The 18,101-nt window shown below is 36.6% G+C and carries 21 protein-coding genes, 1 pseudogene and 1 riboswitch; of the genes and pseudogenes, 7 read left to right on the top strand and 15 right to left on the bottom strand.

Annotation, left to right across the window (positions count from 1 at the left end; genetic code table 11):
• Positions 1-1,106 precede the first annotated feature (1,106 nt).
• Positions 1,107-1,259, top strand: a complete 153-nt coding sequence (locus H4O18_RS18575) for a YqaE/Pmp3 family membrane protein (RefSeq protein WP_187587444.1) — start codon at positions 1,107-1,109, stop codon at positions 1,257-1,259.
• A gap of 24 nt (positions 1,260-1,283) precedes the next feature.
• Complete coding sequence (locus H4O18_RS18580; protein WP_187587446.1) at positions 1,284-1,856, top strand: hypothetical protein; 573 nt, start codon at positions 1,284-1,286, stop codon at positions 1,854-1,856.
• A gap of 79 nt (positions 1,857-1,935) precedes the next feature.
• On the opposite strand, the gene hpf is transcribed toward H4O18_RS18580, so the two are convergent.
• On the bottom strand, positions 1,936-2,238 hold the full coding sequence (hpf, locus tag H4O18_RS18585) for a ribosome hibernation-promoting factor, HPF/YfiA family (protein WP_187587448.1): 303 nt from the start codon (positions 2,236-2,238) through the stop codon (positions 1,936-1,938).
• A 352-nt stretch (positions 2,239-2,590) separates the two neighbouring features.
• Here hpf and H4O18_RS18590 point away from each other — a divergent pair, with 352 nt between their 5' ends.
• Entirely contained in the window at positions 2,591-2,761 is a 171-nt protein-coding gene (locus tag H4O18_RS18590) for a hypothetical protein (protein WP_187587450.1), read from the top strand.
• Positions 2,762-3,055: a hypothetical protein gene (locus H4O18_RS18595; protein ID WP_187587452.1), complete on the top strand. Its 294-nt coding sequence runs from the start codon at positions 2,762-2,764 to the stop codon at positions 3,053-3,055.
• A gap of 169 nt (positions 3,056-3,224) precedes the next feature.
• Here the strand turns inward: H4O18_RS18595 and H4O18_RS18600 are convergent, their stop codons facing one another.
• The 4 genes from H4O18_RS18600 to H4O18_RS18615 form a co-directional block, all read right to left on the bottom strand.
• The gene (locus H4O18_RS18600; RefSeq protein WP_187587454.1) at positions 3,225-4,139 is read right to left on the bottom strand and encodes a GlxA family transcriptional regulator; all 915 of its coding nucleotides are present in this window, start codon (positions 4,137-4,139) and stop codon (positions 3,225-3,227) included.
• Positions 4,140-4,543: 404 nt separating this feature from the next.
• Positions 4,544-5,119, bottom strand: coding sequence for a helix-turn-helix domain-containing protein (locus H4O18_RS18605; protein ID WP_187587456.1), 576 nt, complete (start codon positions 5,117-5,119; stop codon positions 4,544-4,546).
• A gap of 32 nt (positions 5,120-5,151) precedes the next feature.
• Positions 5,152-5,553: a DUF6010 family protein gene (locus H4O18_RS18610; protein WP_187587458.1), complete on the bottom strand. Its 402-nt coding sequence runs from the start codon at positions 5,551-5,553 to the stop codon at positions 5,152-5,154.
• 44 nt (positions 5,554-5,597) lie between these two features.
• Positions 5,598-6,260 carry an adenylate/guanylate cyclase domain-containing protein gene (locus H4O18_RS18615; RefSeq protein WP_187587460.1) on the bottom strand — a complete coding sequence of 221 codons (663 nt, stop codon included), beginning with the start codon at positions 6,258-6,260 and terminating at the stop codon, positions 5,598-5,600.
• A gap of 320 nt (positions 6,261-6,580) precedes the next feature.
• Here H4O18_RS18615 and H4O18_RS18620 point away from each other — a divergent pair, with 320 nt between their 5' ends.
• The 3 genes from H4O18_RS18620 to H4O18_RS18630 all read left to right on the top strand — a co-directional run bounded on the left by H4O18_RS18620 (position 6,581) and on the right by H4O18_RS18630 (position 9,365).
• Positions 6,581-7,450 carry a DMT family transporter gene (locus tag H4O18_RS18620; RefSeq protein WP_281387370.1) on the top strand — a complete coding sequence of 290 codons (870 nt, stop codon included), beginning with the start codon at positions 6,581-6,583 and terminating at the stop codon, positions 7,448-7,450.
• 152 nt (positions 7,451-7,602) lie between these two features.
• Positions 7,603-7,714: riboswitch (TPP riboswitch) on the top strand.
• A gap of 60 nt (positions 7,715-7,774) precedes the next feature.
• A complete protein-coding gene (pnuC, locus tag H4O18_RS18625; protein WP_187587463.1) occupies positions 7,775-8,377 on the top strand; it encodes a nicotinamide riboside transporter PnuC in 603 nt (200 codons plus the stop codon).
• Positions 8,346-9,365, top strand: a complete 1,020-nt coding sequence (locus H4O18_RS18630; RefSeq protein ID WP_187587465.1) for an acyl-CoA dehydrogenase family protein — start codon at positions 8,346-8,348, stop codon at positions 9,363-9,365. The genes pnuC and H4O18_RS18630 overlap by 32 nt, the downstream gene beginning before the upstream one ends.
• A gap of 119 nt (positions 9,366-9,484) precedes the next feature.
• Here H4O18_RS18630 and H4O18_RS18635 read toward each other — a convergent pair whose 3' ends face one another.
• The 10 genes and pseudogenes from H4O18_RS18635 to H4O18_RS18680 form a co-directional block, all read right to left on the bottom strand.
• On the bottom strand, positions 9,485-11,746 hold the full coding sequence (locus tag H4O18_RS18635) for a carbohydrate binding family 9 domain-containing protein (protein ID WP_187587466.1): 2,262 nt from the start codon (positions 11,744-11,746) through the stop codon (positions 9,485-9,487).
• Positions 11,747-12,119: 373 nt separating this feature from the next.
• Positions 12,120-12,290, bottom strand: a complete 171-nt coding sequence (locus H4O18_RS18640) for a Lacal_2735 family protein (RefSeq protein WP_142189554.1) — start codon at positions 12,288-12,290, stop codon at positions 12,120-12,122.
• 5 nt (positions 12,291-12,295) lie between these two features.
• Positions 12,296-12,835: a glutathione peroxidase gene (locus H4O18_RS18645; RefSeq protein WP_187587468.1), complete on the bottom strand. Its 540-nt coding sequence runs from the start codon at positions 12,833-12,835 to the stop codon at positions 12,296-12,298.
• A gap of 3 nt (positions 12,836-12,838) precedes the next feature.
• Positions 12,839-13,522 carry an SDR family NAD(P)-dependent oxidoreductase gene (locus H4O18_RS18650; RefSeq protein WP_187587470.1) on the bottom strand — a complete coding sequence of 228 codons (684 nt, stop codon included), beginning with the start codon at positions 13,520-13,522 and terminating at the stop codon, positions 12,839-12,841.
• An 11-nt stretch (positions 13,523-13,533) separates the two neighbouring features.
• Positions 13,534-13,764, bottom strand: coding sequence for a hypothetical protein (locus H4O18_RS18655; protein ID WP_187587472.1), 231 nt, complete (start codon positions 13,762-13,764; stop codon positions 13,534-13,536).
• A gap of 53 nt (positions 13,765-13,817) precedes the next feature.
• Positions 13,818-13,949, bottom strand: a pseudogene (locus tag H4O18_RS18660) (TIGR03643 family protein); the annotation flags it as partial.
• Positions 13,946-14,377, bottom strand: coding sequence for a hypothetical protein (locus H4O18_RS18665; protein ID WP_187587476.1), 432 nt, complete (start codon positions 14,375-14,377; stop codon positions 13,946-13,948). The pseudogene H4O18_RS18660 and the gene H4O18_RS18665, both read right to left, overlap by 4 nt.
• 117 nt (positions 14,378-14,494) lie before the next feature.
• Positions 14,495-15,919, bottom strand: coding sequence for an SDR family oxidoreductase (locus H4O18_RS18670; protein ID WP_187587477.1), 1,425 nt, complete (start codon positions 15,917-15,919; stop codon positions 14,495-14,497).
• Between the two features lie 42 nt (positions 15,920-15,961).
• Entirely contained in the window at positions 15,962-17,272 is a 1,311-nt protein-coding gene (locus tag H4O18_RS18675; RefSeq protein WP_187587479.1) for an ABC1 kinase family protein, read from the bottom strand.
• Positions 17,273-17,281: 9 nt separating this feature from the next.
• Entirely contained in the window at positions 17,282-17,938 is a 657-nt protein-coding gene (locus tag H4O18_RS18680; RefSeq protein ID WP_187587481.1) for a TetR family transcriptional regulator C-terminal domain-containing protein, read from the bottom strand.
• Positions 17,939-18,101 lie beyond the last annotated feature (163 nt).

Here is an 18,101-nt window from a genome sequence, read left to right on the forward strand (position 1 = left end):
TACTCTAATATTCCTTCTGGTAATATTAAACTTAACAAGGATAACTCAGTGCCTTTATTCATCAATGTAATTTAAAGCACAAAGAAAATTATTTTTCTCTTTAGACCCAACTTTTGAGATTGATCCCAAAAAAGACTTACAGGCGTTAGCCTGTATCGGATTATCTTGAGCACCGACCCCCAAACAGGTTCACCGAACGCAGTGAGGTAATCCTGGAACGAACTCCATAATGATTTATAGTTGGCACCGCTAGGTGTATAAGCTGTGGAAACAAAAAAGACTTACAGGCGTTAGCCTGTGTCGGATAATCTTGAGCACCGGCCTCTAAACAGGTTCATCGAACGCAGTGAGGTAATCCTGGAACGAACTCCATAATGATTTATAGTTGGCACCGCTAGGTGTATAAGCTGTGGAAACAAAAAAGACTTACAGGCGTTAGCCTGTGTCGGATAATCTTGAGCACCGCCCCCCAAACAGGTTCACCGAACGCAGTGAGGTAATCCTGGAACGAACTCCATAATGATTTATAGTTGGCACCGCTAGGTGTATAAGCTGTGGAAACAAAAAGGACGTACAGGCGTTAGCCTGTGTCGGATTATCTTGAGCACCGCCCCCCAAACATGTTCACCGAACGCAGTGAGGAAATCCTGGAACGAACTCCATAATTATTCATAGTTGGCACCACTAGGTGTTTAAGCTGTGAAAACAAAAAAGACTTACAGGCGTTAGCCTGTATCGGATTATCTTGAGCACCGGCCTCTAAACAGGTTCATCGAACGCAGTGAGGTAAGGATAAAATTACCTCAAATCTTCCAAGGTTTTATTTTTTTCCTTGTTAGGTTGGGTGTGCCTTGTTTTAAATTTTCACTAGTCGCCAATTCCTTTGATTTCCACGTTTATCATGAGCATCCCAACGGGGCCATTTAATCTACCTTTTAATATCTTTTGAGAACGAAATTTTTTGGATTGAATTCTTGTTCGACTTGCCAGCACCTCAATAAATTCATAGGAGATGGTATAGTAATGTCGTTCGTTTTTTTCGGAATTGCGTCAATCTATTCCCTATAAATCCCCGACTTTTGTATTGAATCAAAAAATAAATAACGATGTCTTTACTAACTATAATTTTAAACATTTTGTTACCGCCTTTAGCGGTTTTTCTAAAGCATGGAGTCGGAACCACCTTGCTTATAAGTATTCTTTTAACTCTAGTGGGGTGGTTACCTGGAGTAATCCATGCATTTATTGTTAATAAATAATATAAACACTTAAAATTTAAGAACATGAAAAAAATAGTATTACCATTATTAATAGTTGCGCTGATTAGTAGTTGCAATGTAAAAAAAGATGAGAAGGGCGAATTACCTAATTTGGACGTGGATGTAAGCGCGGATGCCGGGGAATTGCCTGAATATGAGGTCAATTGGGCAGATGTAAATATTGGCACCACTACCAAAACCGTAGAAATTCCAAAAGTTATTGTGGTTATGGAGGAAGAGGAAGTTGAGGTTCCTGTGATTGATGTAGACATGCCGGGCGAAGATAAAATGGAACGCACTATAGTAGTTGAAGCGGAAGTGACAGGTAATGAGCACAATCTGGAGATTCAAGAAGTCAGGGCCTCCGATCGTAGGTTATATGTGATTTCAGAACTTGACAAATTGGAAACCAATTTGGGCGATAAAAAGATGCGTGTGCAGGATCAAATAGAAATCAACGCGCCAGATTTGGACGTCGTGCATATTATTGTTGGAGAGCATGCCGACAATGTATTGAACAACCAATACCGTTATGTAAATTCTATGAACGACTTGGATACCAAAGTGCGAGATGCCCATGTTATTTACTCTAAATAAAATTATAGTAGCTTTAGTTTATAAAGTGCCGATGAAAGCTCATCGGCACTTTATATTTTCAAGTAGAAGATATATTAGTTTAATATTCTTTCATTTTCTCTTTGCGTTTTCGAAGTTGCCGTTCAAGGTCGTTGATCGATTCTGAAATAGAACTAACAAAATCTTTATGACTTGCCTCGGCAAATAGTCGAGGGCCCGGCAAACTTAGTCGTATGTTACAGATTTTTCCAGTTTCCTCCGAAGTGGTATTTTCTTCCTTAAAAAATACATCGGCCCGGATGACCATATCATATTTGGCTCCCAGTTTTTCTAGTTTTTCCTTTGCAAGTTGTTCCAAGCGGTCGCTTTGGGATACATTGTGATATTCAAAAATTATTTGCATATTCATTATTTTTAATTTTTAGAGAGATAACTATTATCATTCAAGATTTTTTAAAATTAGGAGGAAATCAAGAAAAGGATTAATTCTAAAAACGTCAATTTTAATGCAAAACCTGAAGAGTGCTCCAGTTTTATAATTTTTAATTATTACCAATCTGGCCTAATGCAGAATCAGCTCATGGGTAGGTAGCCAAAAAGCTCAATTTAATCTTGACTATAATTAGAACAAAAATGGCGAACAGATGCTAGCTCATGCTGGATTTACTTGAGTACAGCCCCATAAACAGGTTCACCGAGCGCAGTGAGGTAATCCTGGATTGTGTTGTAACTTTGTTTTTTAATCGCCAACAATTATGAACAAAAAGGCCATAATCGTATTTAGTATATTTTTTATTGTAACTATAAGCTGTAAGGAAAAGTTCAGGGTTCAATTGGACGGGAATGAAGTAAATAAAGACATATGCTTCACCAGTGGTGAAAGGGAAAAAATTATTAAATCTATACTTGAAACTCCTGATTTTTAGATGTTTTTACATCCCAGCGTGGAAGGAAGACTTCCCATTAAACTGTTGGAAAATGAATTCATTACTCCTGATTTAAAAATCGAATCCAATGGTTATGCAATTGTATTCAAGGACTCGTTGAACATACTTGAAGGAACAACACACAGAATACGTTTTTCGGATATAGACTGTGAGAATAAAAGAGTTTCATATTCTATATTTTACCCTATCGAGGGTGCCATACTCACTGGAAATGTGGTGAATTCAGATACCCTGTGGTATGCTGAGCATACTAACTGGGGCATAAAAGATTAATTCACAAATAATGTTATTGGAATAGTTCTAATCCAAATTCATTTTTAGTGTCGTATCACAGAGTGTTTCTAAAATCATTTTAAACTTTTCCAAGGATGTAGTTGTCTCTAAAATCCATTAGGGAATTACACCTCAGGGCTGTGTTAAATATTTTTAGTTTCACCTTGGCTTACTGTTCCAAAATTCTTTGCAATTGCCTAGCACTTTTAAATCCACATTTAGAGGCTATATATTCGATAGTATAGTCGGGATTATTAAGCATGGTATTGGCATATTCCTTACGCAATAGTGTAAGGTATTCCAATATGGTTAACCCTGTCCTGTCCTTAAATACCCTGCTAAGATTTCGTGAACTCATTCCTACGAGTGACGCTAGGGACTCTATGTCATTCTCTTTCGAAAGATTCTCAATTAGGAAGTCCTGGACCTGATGCACATGTGGATTGATATGGTTTCTGTAATCGAGGTAAATACTTTGCTGTCTGTGTTTTCCGCTCCTTCTGTGATAAATAACCAAGCCTCTTGCTACTTTATGCGTAAATAGAGGCCCCTTTAAATCTTCAAGAATGGCCAAGGCAAGATCAATCCCTGCACTTATGCCGGCACTGGTGTACACATTATTACTCTTGAGATATAAAATATCGGCTATAACCTTAGCCTGTGGAAATTGGAGTTGCAGCTCATTTATTCTGCGCCAGTGTGTAGTACATTCAGTATCCTTTAACAACCCTGCATACCCCAAAGCAAAAGCTCCGTTACAAATGGAACACACCGTTATCCCTTTCTCAGAACAATCCTTGAGCCATATGAAAAATTCTTTTTCTGCCTTAAAAGCGATACTACTAACATAATCGAAATTCATTCCTGGAACAAAGACAAAATCCCCTTCATTTAGTTTTGCATCATTATAGTTATTGATTTTTTCAAAGCCTAATCCAGCCGTACTAATGGGGTTATCCTTAAATTGAAAAAATTCAATATCCATTTGAAGACCATAGAATTTGGCTTCGGTAAAAACCTGTACTGGACCTGCAAGGTCAAGTAATTCTAAAGTTGGTGGAATAATAAAAGCGAATTTTTGCATATTTTTGTTTTTGATCGGTTTAATAAATATAAGCCAAGTCAATTTTAATATCAGACATTAAGGCGTCAATTTCAGCCAATCCCTAATCGTTGACTGGAATTTGATAATTCCAAAGGATTAGTGGATCTAAATAGACAAAAAAAGCCGTCCACAAATGAACGGCCATAAAAATTTAAAAAAGTGTTGTTTAAATGCAATTTGCACAGGTACAAGTTGAACCGCAATTGCAATTGACACATTTACAATTTGGATTTCCGCATTTTACATTGTCTGTTTTTTGAGTACTATTGCTCATTATTGTTGTTTTCATAATACGTTTTTTATTGTTTCTTAATAAAGTAAAATTAGCCTATGCCTGGATGTATTTGTTATACTTCTTTGGGAATTGATTGTATAGTTTTGGGTTAAATCTTGTCAATTGGGAAACGGTGGGCAATACCCTGGTTCTTAAATAAAGAGGGTGTTAATCCAGTAATAATCTTAAACTGTTTTGATAGGTGTGATACACCACAATAATTTAGTTCACAGGCAATTTGAGATAATGTCATCTGGCCATAGGTCAGCAACTCTTTCGCTTTTTCAATGCGCTGTTCTATAAAATAATTCTCAATTGTTCTTCCTTCAATAAATGAGAATAAACCGCTTAAGTAAGTATACTCATGATGAATGTTGGCAGAGAGGTAAGTGGACATATTTATCCTGTTTACTTCTTCATCCACTTCATTGCGTGCCATTTTTATTACTAGGGTTTTAATTTTCTCAATAAGTTGCCCGGTATTATTATCAATAATTTCGAATCCAATTGTATTGAGTTCTTTATTAAGCCGTTCTTTTTCATTTCTTGAAGGCGCTACCATTAACCTAATTTCCCCAATATTGACTTTTCGAAAAGGGATTAAATTATTTTTTAAAATATTTTCGACTGCAAGTATACAGCGATGACATACCATATTTTTGACGAGTAGGGTAGTTGTAATCATAATACCTAATTATTGGTCAATGCTATTCACTTTTATTGGTCAATGCTATTCACTTTGAACTGGTTATTGAAGACTAAAATATAGGCACCTACAGTAAAATCAAGTGATGAGCAAAACATATCGTAGCTTGGAGGAATCAGTCCTGGGTCCGAAAAAAAATTATAGGCAACATCCCAACATCCATGCAAAAAATAGCCAAGAGCTAGTATATGAACTCCTTTTCTTATGCCGTAATAGGCTAAAAATAGGAACAAAACTGCTTGGATGGTATTTACCACCAATGTTTGTAAATCTGTCCATACAAAACCTACATAGAGGAATCCGATTCCGGATAGAATAAGTCCATAGATTATCATTTTATTCAATTGTTTTAATATGCTAAACACTAATATAATCAGTAGTCCAGAGGATATTCCGATAGTGATTGGTATCATAGTATTTTATTTTTTAGCTAGACTTAATTAGAAATTAACTGATTTTAAGATTGCTTTTGCATTTCTAAACCTTGAACTATACAGTGGGTTTTATTATATTCTTCGCGACATTGTGTGGAGCAAAAATAAAGTTCGTTTTCATTTGGATGATGGATTGCATTTTGAGGGTTGACGATCAACATTCGGCAAATGGGATCGATATAGGTGGTCCTTGCTTTTTCTATACCCACTTCAAATAATTCTTTTTGTCCATTAATATTTTTAAATAGATGACGGCCTAAGGATTTAAATGCGCAGATAGAGTTATTTGTTAATGACGCTACAAAGTCATCAGAACACCAGAAGGTGCCAGCTGCGGCCTTAGCGGCAATTCTGGCTGCGAGATTTACTGTAGATCCAAAATAACTATCGCCCCGGGTCAAAACATTGCCAAAATGTAAGCTCCCATGTATCTGAAGAAAATTTTCTTCGTTGGTTGTACTGGTTTCTAAATTAAGTGCTGTAGCAAGTAAAAAGTCGGGATAATCTGATATAAACATTATTTCATCCCCTGTTCGTTGATGAAGTTTGCTGTCACCCACTAGGCAATTTTCTGCGATTCTAATATATTTATCAATTAAATCGGCAGCAGAAGTGGCGCCGTGTGTTTCCGTAAGTGCGGTATACCCCGATAAATCTGCCATTAGAATAGCTATATTCTTTTCCATAATTAATGTTTTATAATACAAATATATCCCAGATTTTAGGCATGATACGGACAACAATATGTCAAAAACGGACAACATTAATTTTGTTTTTACAGAAGTTAGTTAGATATTGAATAACCAAATCCGAAACCAACTTCTCCTAACGCCTTAAGGTAGTATCACCACCTTCAATAAGCTTGAAAAATACAGACTGTGTAAAAACCTAAAAAATATTGAATCCTAGAATTTATACGGCTATAAGCGTAAGTAAAGGTGAGGTATTCATACCTTAGCATTTTTATGTCAATGGTCTTTGGCTTTGGCGAAACAACAGCGCTATTTTGTTAAATATTAAATGGAGTAAACCTTCCGGATTGGATTTTAAAAAAGCTGTGCTTTTTATGGTTATCAGCACCTTTTCATTTGCCTTGATGAATGTTTCAGTAAAATATTTAGCTCGTATCCCAACATTCCAAATTGTATTTTTTAGATGTTTTGGCTCCTTTGTGTTGGCAACTACTTTTATTCTGAGTAAGGGGATTCCAATATTCGGTAATAAACGAAGATTAATGTTGTTAAGAGCCATTCTGGGCTTAACGGCTATGAGTTTGTTTTTTCTTTCCTTAAAACACTTACATGTAGGGACAGCAGTTTCATTGCGCTATGTGGCCCCTATTTTTGCGGCTATTTTTGCTGTTTTCGTGTTAAAGGAAAAATTAAAAAATGTTCAATGGCTTTTCTTCCTAACTGCTTTTGCAGGGGTTCTGGTTTTAAAAGGATTTGATGGCAATATTAATACCACAGGATTAACTTTAATCCTAACTGCATCCGTTTTTAGTGGAATGGTATATGTGGTTATTAGAAAAATAGGGGTGTCTGACCATCCAGCAGTTGTAGTAAATTATTTTATGTTCGTAGGTACTGTTATTGGCGGACTTCTAGCTATTTCCGTATGGATACAACCCATTGGTTACGAATGGGCGTTTTTGCTTCTCTTGGGTGTTTTTGGTTTTATGGGGCAATTATATATGACCAAGGCGTTTCAAATTGCAAAAACAAATCTTGTAGCTCCTTTAAAATACATTGAGGTAATTTTCACTATTTCCATTGGCGTTTTTTGGTTCAATGAAGCCTACTCTATTTATAGCTTCATAGGATTATTTATGATTATCTCTGCTTTGGTATTGAATACTTTGGTGAAAAAAGATTAGAAAGATTGGAACCGAAGCATCTTTACTTTGTTAGGTCCTGCACATATCAAATTCTAAAATTGTTTTTTAGTTGTTGATTTTCCCGAAAGGGGCATTCTTTTTTTAATAATTGTACAAAAATGAATAACAAATCATAAATTAGTTTTAGCTTTGTTTTTGAAATGGGGTGCTTGCCATAAACCGCAGGCTGAGATGATACCCAGGAGTTTTTGCTCTGAACCTGATCCGGATAATGCCGGCGTAGGGATTTTGATTCGATGTAGCAATCTTGCCTATCGATACGATCTTCATCTTTCCATTTCACTAATTTAAGTAAGGAAATCGATGGACAATTTTTTCACGCATATTACCGTGTTGCAATCCTTGGGAACAGCTTTTGGCGTAACACAGGTGCTCCTGGCACGGAATAACAATATTCACAATTATTTATTTGGGATTACTTCAATTCTAATCGGTATCTGGGTGCTTTATCAATCAAAACTGTATGCAGATATTATACTCCATCTATATTATCTGGTTATGAGTATCTACGGTTGGTTTTATTGGAAATTCGGTATACAAAAAGAAGAAACTCCAATTTCTTATGCCAACACCACGGAACGTATAACAGCAATGGGCATTGTACTGCTTTGTTTCGCACTTATGTGTTTCTGGCTGGTATTTTACACCAATTCAGATGTTCCCATCTGGGATGCCGCCGTAAGCGCATTTGCATGGGCCGGAATGTGGCTCATGGCCAAAAGAAAGATGGAAAATTGGATCTATCTCAATATTAGCAATATTGTTGCTATCCCCCTTCTCTTCTATAAGGAACTTTACATATACGCCGGACTTACCATTTTCTTATTTATCGTGGGAACCTCAGGTTATTTTAAATGGAGAAAAATAATTACATATGATACAGGTAGACAAACTGCAAGAGCTTAGGAAACTTTGTTCGGGAGTAGAAATTTTTCCTAATGAAGTTTTGGATTGGATAGGGGAGGAAAACCTTTGGAGTATATGGGTCCCTAAAACTTTTGGAGGATTGGAGCTGTCCCTAACAGACGGACTTAATAAATTGAAGGAATTGGCTCGGATCGATGCAAGCCTTGGCTGGACGGTTACACTTTGCAGTGGTGCCAACTATTTTATTGGAAACTTGGAGGAGTGTGCAGCCCGGGATATTTTTCTAAGTTCCAAGGCTCCTGTTTGTTTGGGAGGAAGTGGAGGTGTTTCTGGAACCGCCGTGATATGTGACGATCATTATAAAATATCGGGTAAATGGCGCTATGCCACTGGAGCCCCTTATCTTACACATTTTACCCTAAATGCCGAAATTCTTAAAAAAGGAATTAAATTAATAAATGATGATGGATCACCAAAAGTGCGATCATTTGTTATCTCAAAAGATAAGGTTCAGATTATTGAAGACTGGAATACGATGGGATTGAAAGCTTCGGCTACCCATTCTTTTGAAGTAAAGGATCAATTGGTTCATAAATCCTGTAGTTTTCTGTATAACCAAAATTACTTGCCTCAACCCATTTTTAAAATTCCATTCAGCCTTTTTGCCGATCTAACACTGTGGGTAAACTATATTGGAATGGCCGAACATTTATTGGAGGAAGCTGCCTGTTTTGTGTCAAGTGCGAAAATGACAGATTTGGAAGGTGTGGTTGTAGTTTCCGAACAAAAGATAACTAATTACGCGGCGGAAATAGAGAAAAGAATAGATGAGGGAATGGTTTTTAAAACCGATTACATTGAGCTGATACATAATGAAGCTACAAATTCGGTGAAAAGTATTTCTAGGAATATCATAGAAATTTTCCCTCATTTGGGTGTAAAAGCAAGTAGAAAGAACCATCCGTTAAACCAAATTTTCTCCGATTATTTTACAGCGACACAGCATCATATTTTTACAAAAGAATAAGCAAAATTGCTGTAGGAGTACATTATGAAATACATCTTACTTGATGATTGAACAGGACTTTAGCTGGGGCAACACAAATGGTAGGATTGTTTTGTAGCCCTTTTGATATAAAAGGTTGATTAGAGATTGATCCAATAGGTAAGTTTAAAAACCAATGCCCTATTCTTGCTTGTGAAATTAGAGGGAAAATAATTTTCCGTATAAACTATGTAGAAATCCGAAGCGGGCTTATATCTCCATTGAAACCTTGCGTTCAAATTCATATTGTCCGTTAAATTATTGTACTGGTAATAACCTGTAAAGAAAAGTTTATCTGTAAAGGTGACATCCAACTTTGGTCCTAAAAGAATTAACTCTGCTCTTCCGTAGTCTTCCTCCAATTTTAGATTATTATAATCAAAACGCATAGCAATATTTACATAGGGTTGAAATCGCATATCCAGCTGCCCGGCTATATTTAGATTGGTACCGTTGTAAAACCCGCCATAAGTGGAGTTTAACAAGAAATTCATTTTTTTTGTAGTGTTACTCTGATAAGTGGCTGAAATAGTATTCCAGCGATATTCCTCTCCTTCCAAAAATTTTCTGGACTCGGCATCGTTCACAGGATTGAAATCAAAGGTCAGTTGTTGAAAAACATGTTCTACATCCAAACTTAGGTTAGAAGAGTTTTTAAATTCAAATGCATATCCTATGGCATATTCCCTATCCACCAAGGTACCGTTGGGTAAATAGGTGTCATTTATTCTAGCCTGGGGTCCAGCGTAAAGCAAACTATTGTTCTCTGGGTAAATTTTATAAGCTACTTCCGAATAATAGCCCATTTGTCCAGGATATACCATACTTCCAGGCACATAGCCAACTTCAGCATTAAAATTTTTATTAACGAAAAAGGTTCCCAAATTTGCCAAGAGACTACGGTCGGAATACTGGAAAAAAGCTGAGCCGGACATGGTCTTTGCCTTGTTTTTGTCGTCAAAGGATTGGGCTAAAAAAGAACTATGGTACCATCTGTTGTCTTTACTTCTCAGCACCAGATCAGCATCAATGACTCTATTGTACGTGTTTGGTCGAACACGCTCATCCATAGTAGGCCGGCCAAAAATACTGGGATGGTAATATTTCAGTGAATCGCTTTCAGAAACCCCTAAACTTTGTTTGTTCACAAAGGTCATGGAAAAACTGGATTGTTCATGAAACATTCTTTGAACGGTTGCTACAGTGTAGTTTTGGGCAGGTAGTCCCAATTCCAGCATTTTCTTTGTTTGCATATTCATGACCCCTAAGCGCCATTTTTCATTTATGGTTCCACTAAGTCTGGCCCCATACATTATGGGTACTTTCTGAGCAATTCCTGATGTATCCTGTATTATGCCAATACGTCTTGAGAAAAACGGTCGGGCAGAATCAAAACCGGCATTGTCAAAAAGATCACTATTTTCCAAGAAGAATTGCCTTCGTTCGGGAAATCGAAATTCGAATCGCGACAAATTAAGAATTTGCTCGTCCACTTCTATCTGGGAGAAATCCGGGTTAACGGTGAGGTCCAAATTCATAGAGGGCGTTATGCCTATTTTGGCATCGAAACCGGTCTGAAGTTCGGTAGAGGATTCAATGGGTTCTAGCTCCCGATCCTGAAATGCCCCTCCAGAAATATAGGGTATTAGTGAAATATTGGAACTAGCCTCGGGAATAGGATCTTCCCATACCAGCTGGCCCGCATAGGCAAAGGTGCCTGTGTAGAATTGTCGTGGAGTACGGACCCAGGCCGACTTAATATTTCTCTTTTTATCCAGCCTATCAAAAGTAACATTCCATTCTTTTACATCACTTTTATACTTAAAACTCTTAAATGGGATCGCCAATTCGGCAATCCATTTATCCTTGTATCTAACCACTTTGGAATACCACTTATTATCCCAGTAAATATTGAAGGCATTTTCGCCATTACCACCACTGGATACGGTACCTTCCCTTTGTGCCCCGATGGCTGTAACGTTAAAAAAGTATCCGTTCAAACGGTCATTGTAAGGCCCAAAAATAAAGGAAACATTATCGTTTATGGCATAATTGAAATCCCTTCGAAGTGTACTTACCACATCTGGGGTATCATCGTCGTAACAAACAAATGAGACATATAAAAATTCATCGTTATAAGTCAGGCGTGCCTCCGTTTGAAAAGGGGAAGGCAAACTATCCACGGGAAAGTTCTGATACCAATTATCGGCAACATCGGCCTCCTTCCAGGCAACTTCATCCAAGATACCATCCAACACAATTTCACCAGAGAATTTTTTGATTTTTAATTTGGTTCCAGGAAGGTTTTGGGCATTTCCAATTAAGTATAAAAAAAGTGTGGCCAAAAGTATTGATAACTTCATCTATTCCTAATTATTTAACTCATTGTCAGACTAACCGTACTAAAGATAGGGTATTTATGCTTATTTTTTCCAGTGTTGTCACACTCCATTTTTCTTGTAGATTTAATTTAAGGAATAATGAAAATGAAAATTAAGGGCAGGTAATTGTGTGTTTAAAGTACACAATAAAATAAAAAGTGGTCTTGAATGTTAAAACGAAATAGCTTCAGAACCTAGAGAAAATAATAAAGAAAGTGAAGTGGAAGGAGTAATAATGGCAAGTTAAGAACTTTAGGTCAATAACAGATATAGAGGGTGGTTATTGCAAGTACATGGCCAAAGGATTATGTGATGCTATAGAAGTAATTGGAATAAGTGCATTTGAATGTTGTGTTCAATTCTTTTGAAGGGCCACCAGTTCTTCCAAAACTTCCTGCGCCTCAGCATATTTTTTATCGCTTTCCGATCTATTGATACTGGAAAGTGTGTGCCATTCCTTCATTAGGCCGTTGTATTTTTCTTGAAGCTTTTCTTCTTTTGATTTATTTTTGAAAATTCCGAACATGACTATTATTTTAAGTGTTTTGTGATTTTGGAACTCATGGGGCTGGTATTTGAAAAGAAATAATCGACTAAATTTCCTTTGTCGTCCACAAGATATTTTTGAAAATTCCATTTTACCGTAGAATTTTTAAGGCCGTTTATAGATTTGTTTGTAAGCCATCTATACAGGGGATGCTGGTTTTTGCCTTTTACCTCAATCTTTTCGGTTATTAGGAATTTTACCCCATAATTTACTTCACAAAATGTTTCAATGTCCTTGGCCTTGCCAGGTTCCTGGCCCCCAAATTGATTGCATGGGAACCCAATGACCGCCAATTTATTTTTATAGGCTTCATGAAGTTCTTGTAGTTCTTTGTATTGGGGAGTAAAGCCGCATTTTGAAGCCACATTTACAAATAAAATATGCTTTCCTTCAAAGGCTTTGAGGTGTATCGGCTTACCGCTTAAGTCATTTATATTTATCTCATATAGGGTTTGCAAATCAATCTTTTCATCAGGTTTTGAACCCGAGAATAGAGTTGCCGCAAATATTTTAAACGGATTCATACATTAAATTTTAAAAGTTACAATTCCGCAGTCCATTTCAAAAATTTGACCGGAGATAGAGGAGGCTTTGTCCGATAATAAAAATTCTGCCATATCTGCCACTTCTTTGGGGTTTAGAAATTTCTTTAAAGGGTGTCGTTCTTTAATGTTTTCGATCATCTTATCGTTGCGCAGAAGCTTTGAAGCCAATTGCGTATCTGTAACCGTGGGTGCAATGGCATTTATGCGTAAGGTGGGTGCTAATTCCGCACCCAAGGATTTCACCAATCCTTCTACACCGGATTTGGCAGTGGCAATACTTGCGTGGTAAGGCATGCCTAATTTGGAAGCCACCGTGCTAAAGAGTAAAACCGAGGGTCGTTCGCTTTTTTTTAATATGTTCAAATACTTTTGAATAGCCTTTACGGCGCCAATAACATTTATTTCAAAGTCTTCCCTAAAGTCTTCCAAGCTTAACCTTGCAATAGGTTTTAAATTGATGCTTCCTGGACAGTATACCAAGGCATCCATAGCTGTAATTTCTGGTAATTCGTCCTTAAGTATATCACAATTAAAATGTGTTAAATTGGAGTGGGTTAGTTCTGGGACAGACCTACTAATGTTGATTACTTTATGGGAATCAACCAAAGTTTCAAGAATAGCATTACCTATCCCTTTGCTACCTCCAATTATAACTACTGTTTTCATTTTATGGATGTCTATATGTTGGAGACCAACTGCCTACCCTTTAATCTTTTTTCTACTTTTCGTTTTATTGCTGTTAAGCGCTTCATGATGTCCATGATCTTTTCATCCTTTTGGTGCTTATAAATTTCGTTCAAGCCCAAAATTAAAGCCTTTGCTTTTCGTGAAATTTCAATCCTGTCACTTGTTGAAAGCGATTTTAGTTTTCTTTGTTCAAATTCTAATGCTTCGTTAATGAGATCCATAATATTAATTTTTAAGATAGTTTTGTAATTCTGCTATTTTTGCCGGAGTATTAAATTTCCCTACGCATCAGTTTTATTACTTCCGTTTCAGAAATTGAAAACTGATATTCGATAGCTTCAAAAGGTGTTCTGTCTTCCCAAGCCATTTCAATAATTCGATCTATATCCCTTTCGCTTTTGATCATTTAAAATTTAGAAAATCATATTTGGCCTTATAATTTGCCTTTTGAATAAAAAGTTTGTCAAAGAAGTCTTTGTTTTCTTTGAAGTTCTTGTCTACTCCAAACCGTATAAAACGTCCTTGGGAATATATATGGTTGCTGTTACTTTTGTAAATAACCAATTGATAATAGGGAATTACCCAAGTAAAATTGCTCAGGCCTTTTATAATTCTTATAAGTATTCCCAAGGGGCGTAATTCTATATTTGCAAAGGTAGCGTCAATGGCCCGATTTTGGTAGGCTTTCAAATTTGGACTAGAATCTTCGATAATCATTTTTTTAGAAGTGCACCCTTTCATTTTTATGGTTTTTATAAAACTGAAAGGCTTCCCTACAACATCATTGATAAGTAGGGAAATGTCTTTGTTTTTATGTGAAGTTTCTAAAATCATCTTGATTTAATCCTGTTATCAAAGCTACAAAATGTTTAATAGTTTTGAAAATTAGTTAAACAAAAAGGGATTCTATTTGCTTATGACGGTATAGGCTATTACTATGCACGTAAAGTTTTAATTGGAAACCAGTTTATTGATCAACCCACTGAAGATTAAACCGTGGAACGGATAGACGCTATACCAATACAAACGGCCAGCAAGTCCACGTGGCCTAAAGGTCGCTGTTTGTTTTAAAAGGCCATCTTCAATTTTGAATTCCAACCAAGCCTCTCCCGGTAGCTTCATTTCAGCATAGAGCAATAGTTTTTTTTCTTTTTTATCACTGAAAATTACACGCCAAAAATCTAGGGCATCCCCCGCATTCAATTCGGAGATATGGGTTCTACCACGGCGTAATCCAATACCACCTACCAGCTTGTCTATATAACCTCTTATTTTCCAAAGGAAGTTTCCATAGTACCAACCCGTTGTTCCGCCAATAGACCAGATTTTATTAATGGTATCTTCCTCATTTTGGACTTCACGTTCTTTATAGTCTTTAAAACAGCCATATCTGGGAACATTAATATATTTGTGCAGGCTATTCCTTAAGCGACCACTGCTTACCATGGAATCTTTCCAACTGGATACAATGCTGTTCTGTTCAATTTTTTCAAAAGCCAATTCTACAGCTTCTTTGTAGGTTATGGGATTTACCTCCAGAAGTTGATTTATATTGCTGGGTTTCCCAACAATTTGGACGCCCATACTATCTACTAGTGCTGTTGCCAATTTGTAGGAGGTTGAGGTAACAAAGTACAGCCAATACGAAGAAAGTTTTGGGGTCATTACCGGCACTGTTAGGATATAACGCTTTAGTCCCCTTATCTCTGCAAACTCCAGGAGCATTTGTTTATAGGTCAAAATTTCGGGTCCAAAAATATCATAGGAAGTGTTGAATAGCTCTTTTTTTCCTTTTGCCCTTGATAAAAACGCCAACACATCCCTCACTGCCAATGGTTGTGTTTTGGTATTGAGCCATTTCGGCGCCACCATGACCGGTAATTTTTCTACCAGGTCCCTAATAATCTCAAAGGATGAACTTCCTGATCCTACAATGATACCAGCCTTTAAGACGGTAAGAGCGTATGAATCCGAAGCCAAAATGTCCTCTACATTTTTTCTGGATTGTAAATGTTTGGAAAGTTGCTCATCGTTGGTTATTCCACTTAAATAAATGACCTGTGTTAATTGGGTAGATTGAAAATAGGTTTTAAAATGTGACGCACAAGCGGCCTCCAAGCGTTCAAAATTGTTGGATGAGTTAGACATGGAGTGGATTAAATAATAAGCCACATCAATATCTTTAGGGATATTTTTGAGTGTTTCAGGTTTTAAAAAATCTGCCTCAACTATGGTGATGTGTTCATCCTTAAGATAATTTTTGTCGGCTCTCAATTTATCCCTTACCGCACAGACCACATGATGACCTTCGTTGATCAAAATGGGGATCAATCGTTTTCCGATATAACCTGTGGATCCTGTTACGAGAATTTTCATCTGTTACCTTAATTGGATAAATCATTAAATGGTAATACTGCATTACAAGCCAATAAAATTATTGATCTTAATATCGTTGGCTTTTAAATCGAACATGAGGTTATATAAGCCAAAAAAGGTCCTGTTGATATAAATAAAATGTTTGGAACCTCTATTTCCATTCATTTTTCGTAATTCGGTACTCTTAGAATAACGTTGTCCCAATTCGGTGATTTTTCCAAAGAATTCACCATCTGAAAAGTCAAAGGTTTCTTCATGAAACGGTTGGGTGAAAAGAGATAATAATTCATGGAACATATCCGTGAAGAATTTCGTTTCTTCCTTTGAATCGTCTTCACGTAAAATTTCCAATTCGTATAGTTTGGAAACAAAAAAATTATAATCCCTAATATTTTCCGGTTTGGCGAGTTCAAAATAAGGGATATAGAATTCATTGGGAATAATTTTCATACAACCAAAATCCAAAGCAATCAATTCACCTTCCTTGGACACCAAGAAATTACCTGGATGTGGGTCGGCATGCACTTTTCTGAGTTTATGAATTTGAAACATATAAAAATCCCATAGCGCTTGGCCTAATTTATTGGCTTTAGCTTGATCGGTATTGTAGGCAGCAAACTCGGAAAGGTGTTCGCCTTTCATATAGTCCATAGTAATAATGCGATCAGAGGATAATTCTTCATAATATTCAGGGAATAAAAGGTTGGGAATAAATGAGCAGGCTTTAGCAATTTCCTTGCTCTGTTGCATTTCCAACACATAATTTGTTTCCTCAACCAGTTTTCCTTCAACTTCTTTAAAGTACTTGTCCGAGTCTTTACCTTTTATGTTGAACATTTTTATAGCAATGGGTTTAACCAAGGCTAAATCGGACGCTATACTCTCTGCAACTCCAGGATATTGGATTTTCACAGCAAGTTTTTTCCCATCCTTAACTGCCTCATGGACTTGCCCAATGCTGGCGGCGTTGACTGAAGTTGTGTTGAAGGAATCATATAATTCACTTGGCAATTTGCCAAAATAATTTTTAAAGGTTTTAAGTACCAGAGGGGGAGACAAAGGTGGTACGGAAAATTGGGCCAAGGAAAATTTTTCTACATAAGCCTGCGGCATTATACTTTTTTCCATGCTTAGCATTTGTGCTACTTTAAGTGCACTTCCTTTGAGTTGTTTAAGGCTGTCATAGATATCCTCGGCGTTGTTTTCGTTGAGTCGCGTCCTGGCCTCAATTTCCGTTTTGGTAAGTTCATCGCCGTAGTACTTGAGATAATTAACCCCAACGCGGGCACCCGTGGAAACCAATTTTGAGGCACGATGTATTTTTGAAACAGGTATATTGTCTATTGTTTTCATCAACGGAATTTAGTTCGTGTGCATTCTTTCCTTGAAAATGAATTTTCCAAAATCGATCACACTTTTAAGAGGCGCAATATTTAAAACATCAAAACTAGCGTTGACCGATTTTTCTATAAAAATGTCGGTCTTTTCAAAAGAGGCAGAGGTGTCGTCCATCCAGAATTTCATGGTCAGCAGTAATTGCAACCAGGCCGATTCCCTTAGCGCGCGTCGCTGAATTTTATCTATTTGTTCCTGTTTAATATCAAGAGTCTCTATGTTAAGACCCTCAATGTATGAGGTAAAGCTCTGTTTTAGCTCCGATAGTAAGGTTAGACTTTTAAGACCGTTCTTATGGCGATCCAGTGCATGAACCACATAACTTCTATTGGCAGTCAAATTTTCAAAAAAAGTGAAGTAGAAACTCAATAGTTTATTACGGGCATCGAAAGATTTATAGTCTTCACTTTTTTCCAAAACAGAAAGAGTATTGTCGAAAAAGGCTTTGAAAACGCGTTTATCAATAGCCTCAAAAGAACCAAAAAATTGATAAAATTTTGATTCTTCAAAGTTGTTGGCTTTAGCAAAAGCGTAGACCGATTTTGGGTTTTCGTTATGTTCAAGGACAAAATCCATATAGGATGAAATAATGTCGTTTTCTGAAAGTGTTTTCTTTTTTGCCATGACTTAGGATTGTATGGCACAAGGTACAAAATGTTTAACCTTTTTATTTAAATATTAAACAAACTTTAACTTGATTTTAGAATATGGTGGTTTACTATGAGCTTTGAAGTCCTGAATTGCTTCCTTTTATAGTGGATAAAGTATCAAGTAAAATAGGTAGTCC

Origin of the sequence: Arenibacter arenosicollis, from assembly GCF_014397245.1 — a bacterium.
Taxonomy (GTDB): Bacteria; Bacteroidota; Bacteroidia; order Flavobacteriales; family Flavobacteriaceae; genus Arenibacter; species Arenibacter arenosicollis.

Excerpts from the sequence above, each read along its gene's own strand:
- H4O18_RS18665 (WP_187587476.1), bottom strand. The coding sequence starts at position 14,377 with ATGATTTTAGAAACTTCACATAAAAACAAAGACATTTCCCTACTTATC.
- H4O18_RS18605 (WP_187587456.1), bottom strand. The coding sequence starts at position 5,119 with ATGATTACAACTACCCTACTCGTCAAAAATATGGTATGTCATCGCTGT.
- H4O18_RS18630 (WP_187587465.1), top strand. The coding sequence starts at position 8,346 with ATGATACAGGTAGACAAACTGCAAGAGCTTAGGAAACTTTGTTCGGGA.
- H4O18_RS18635 (WP_187587466.1), bottom strand. The coding sequence starts at position 11,746 with ATGAAGTTATCAATACTTTTGGCCACACTTTTTTTATACTTAATTGGA.
- H4O18_RS18595 (WP_187587452.1), top strand. The coding sequence starts at position 2,762 with ATGTTTTTACATCCCAGCGTGGAAGGAAGACTTCCCATTAAACTGTTG.
- H4O18_RS18680 (WP_187587481.1), bottom strand. The coding sequence starts at position 17,938 with ATGGCAAAAAAGAAAACACTTTCAGAAAACGACATTATTTCATCCTAT.
- hpf (WP_187587448.1), bottom strand. The coding sequence starts at position 2,238 with ATGCAAATAATTTTTGAATATCACAATGTATCCCAAAGCGACCGCTTG.
- H4O18_RS18590 (WP_187587450.1), top strand. The coding sequence starts at position 2,591 with ATGAACAAAAAGGCCATAATCGTATTTAGTATATTTTTTATTGTAACT.
- pnuC (WP_187587463.1), top strand. The coding sequence starts at position 7,775 with ATGGACAATTTTTTCACGCATATTACCGTGTTGCAATCCTTGGGAACA.
- H4O18_RS18575 (WP_187587444.1), top strand. The coding sequence starts at position 1,107 with ATGTCTTTACTAACTATAATTTTAAACATTTTGTTACCGCCTTTAGCG.
- H4O18_RS18610 (WP_187587458.1), bottom strand. The coding sequence starts at position 5,553 with ATGATACCAATCACTATCGGAATATCCTCTGGACTACTGATTATATTA.
- H4O18_RS18640 (WP_142189554.1), bottom strand. The coding sequence starts at position 12,290 with ATGTTCGGAATTTTCAAAAATAAATCAAAAGAAGAAAAGCTTCAAGAA.
- H4O18_RS18580 (WP_187587446.1), top strand. The coding sequence starts at position 1,284 with ATGAAAAAAATAGTATTACCATTATTAATAGTTGCGCTGATTAGTAGT.
- H4O18_RS18600 (WP_187587454.1), bottom strand. The coding sequence starts at position 4,139 with ATGCAAAAATTCGCTTTTATTATTCCACCAACTTTAGAATTACTTGAC.
- H4O18_RS18655 (WP_187587472.1), bottom strand. The coding sequence starts at position 13,764 with ATGGATCTCATTAACGAAGCATTAGAATTTGAACAAAGAAAACTAAAA.
- H4O18_RS18650 (WP_187587470.1), bottom strand. The coding sequence starts at position 13,522 with ATGAAAACAGTAGTTATAATTGGAGGTAGCAAAGGGATAGGTAATGCT.
- H4O18_RS18675 (WP_187587479.1), bottom strand. The coding sequence starts at position 17,272 with ATGAAAACAATAGACAATATACCTGTTTCAAAAATACATCGTGCCTCA.
- H4O18_RS18670 (WP_187587477.1), bottom strand. The coding sequence starts at position 15,919 with ATGAAAATTCTCGTAACAGGATCCACAGGTTATATCGGAAAACGATTG.
- H4O18_RS18615 (WP_187587460.1), bottom strand. The coding sequence starts at position 6,260 with ATGGAAAAGAATATAGCTATTCTAATGGCAGATTTATCGGGGTATACC.
- H4O18_RS18645 (WP_187587468.1), bottom strand. The coding sequence starts at position 12,835 with ATGAATCCGTTTAAAATATTTGCGGCAACTCTATTCTCGGGTTCAAAA.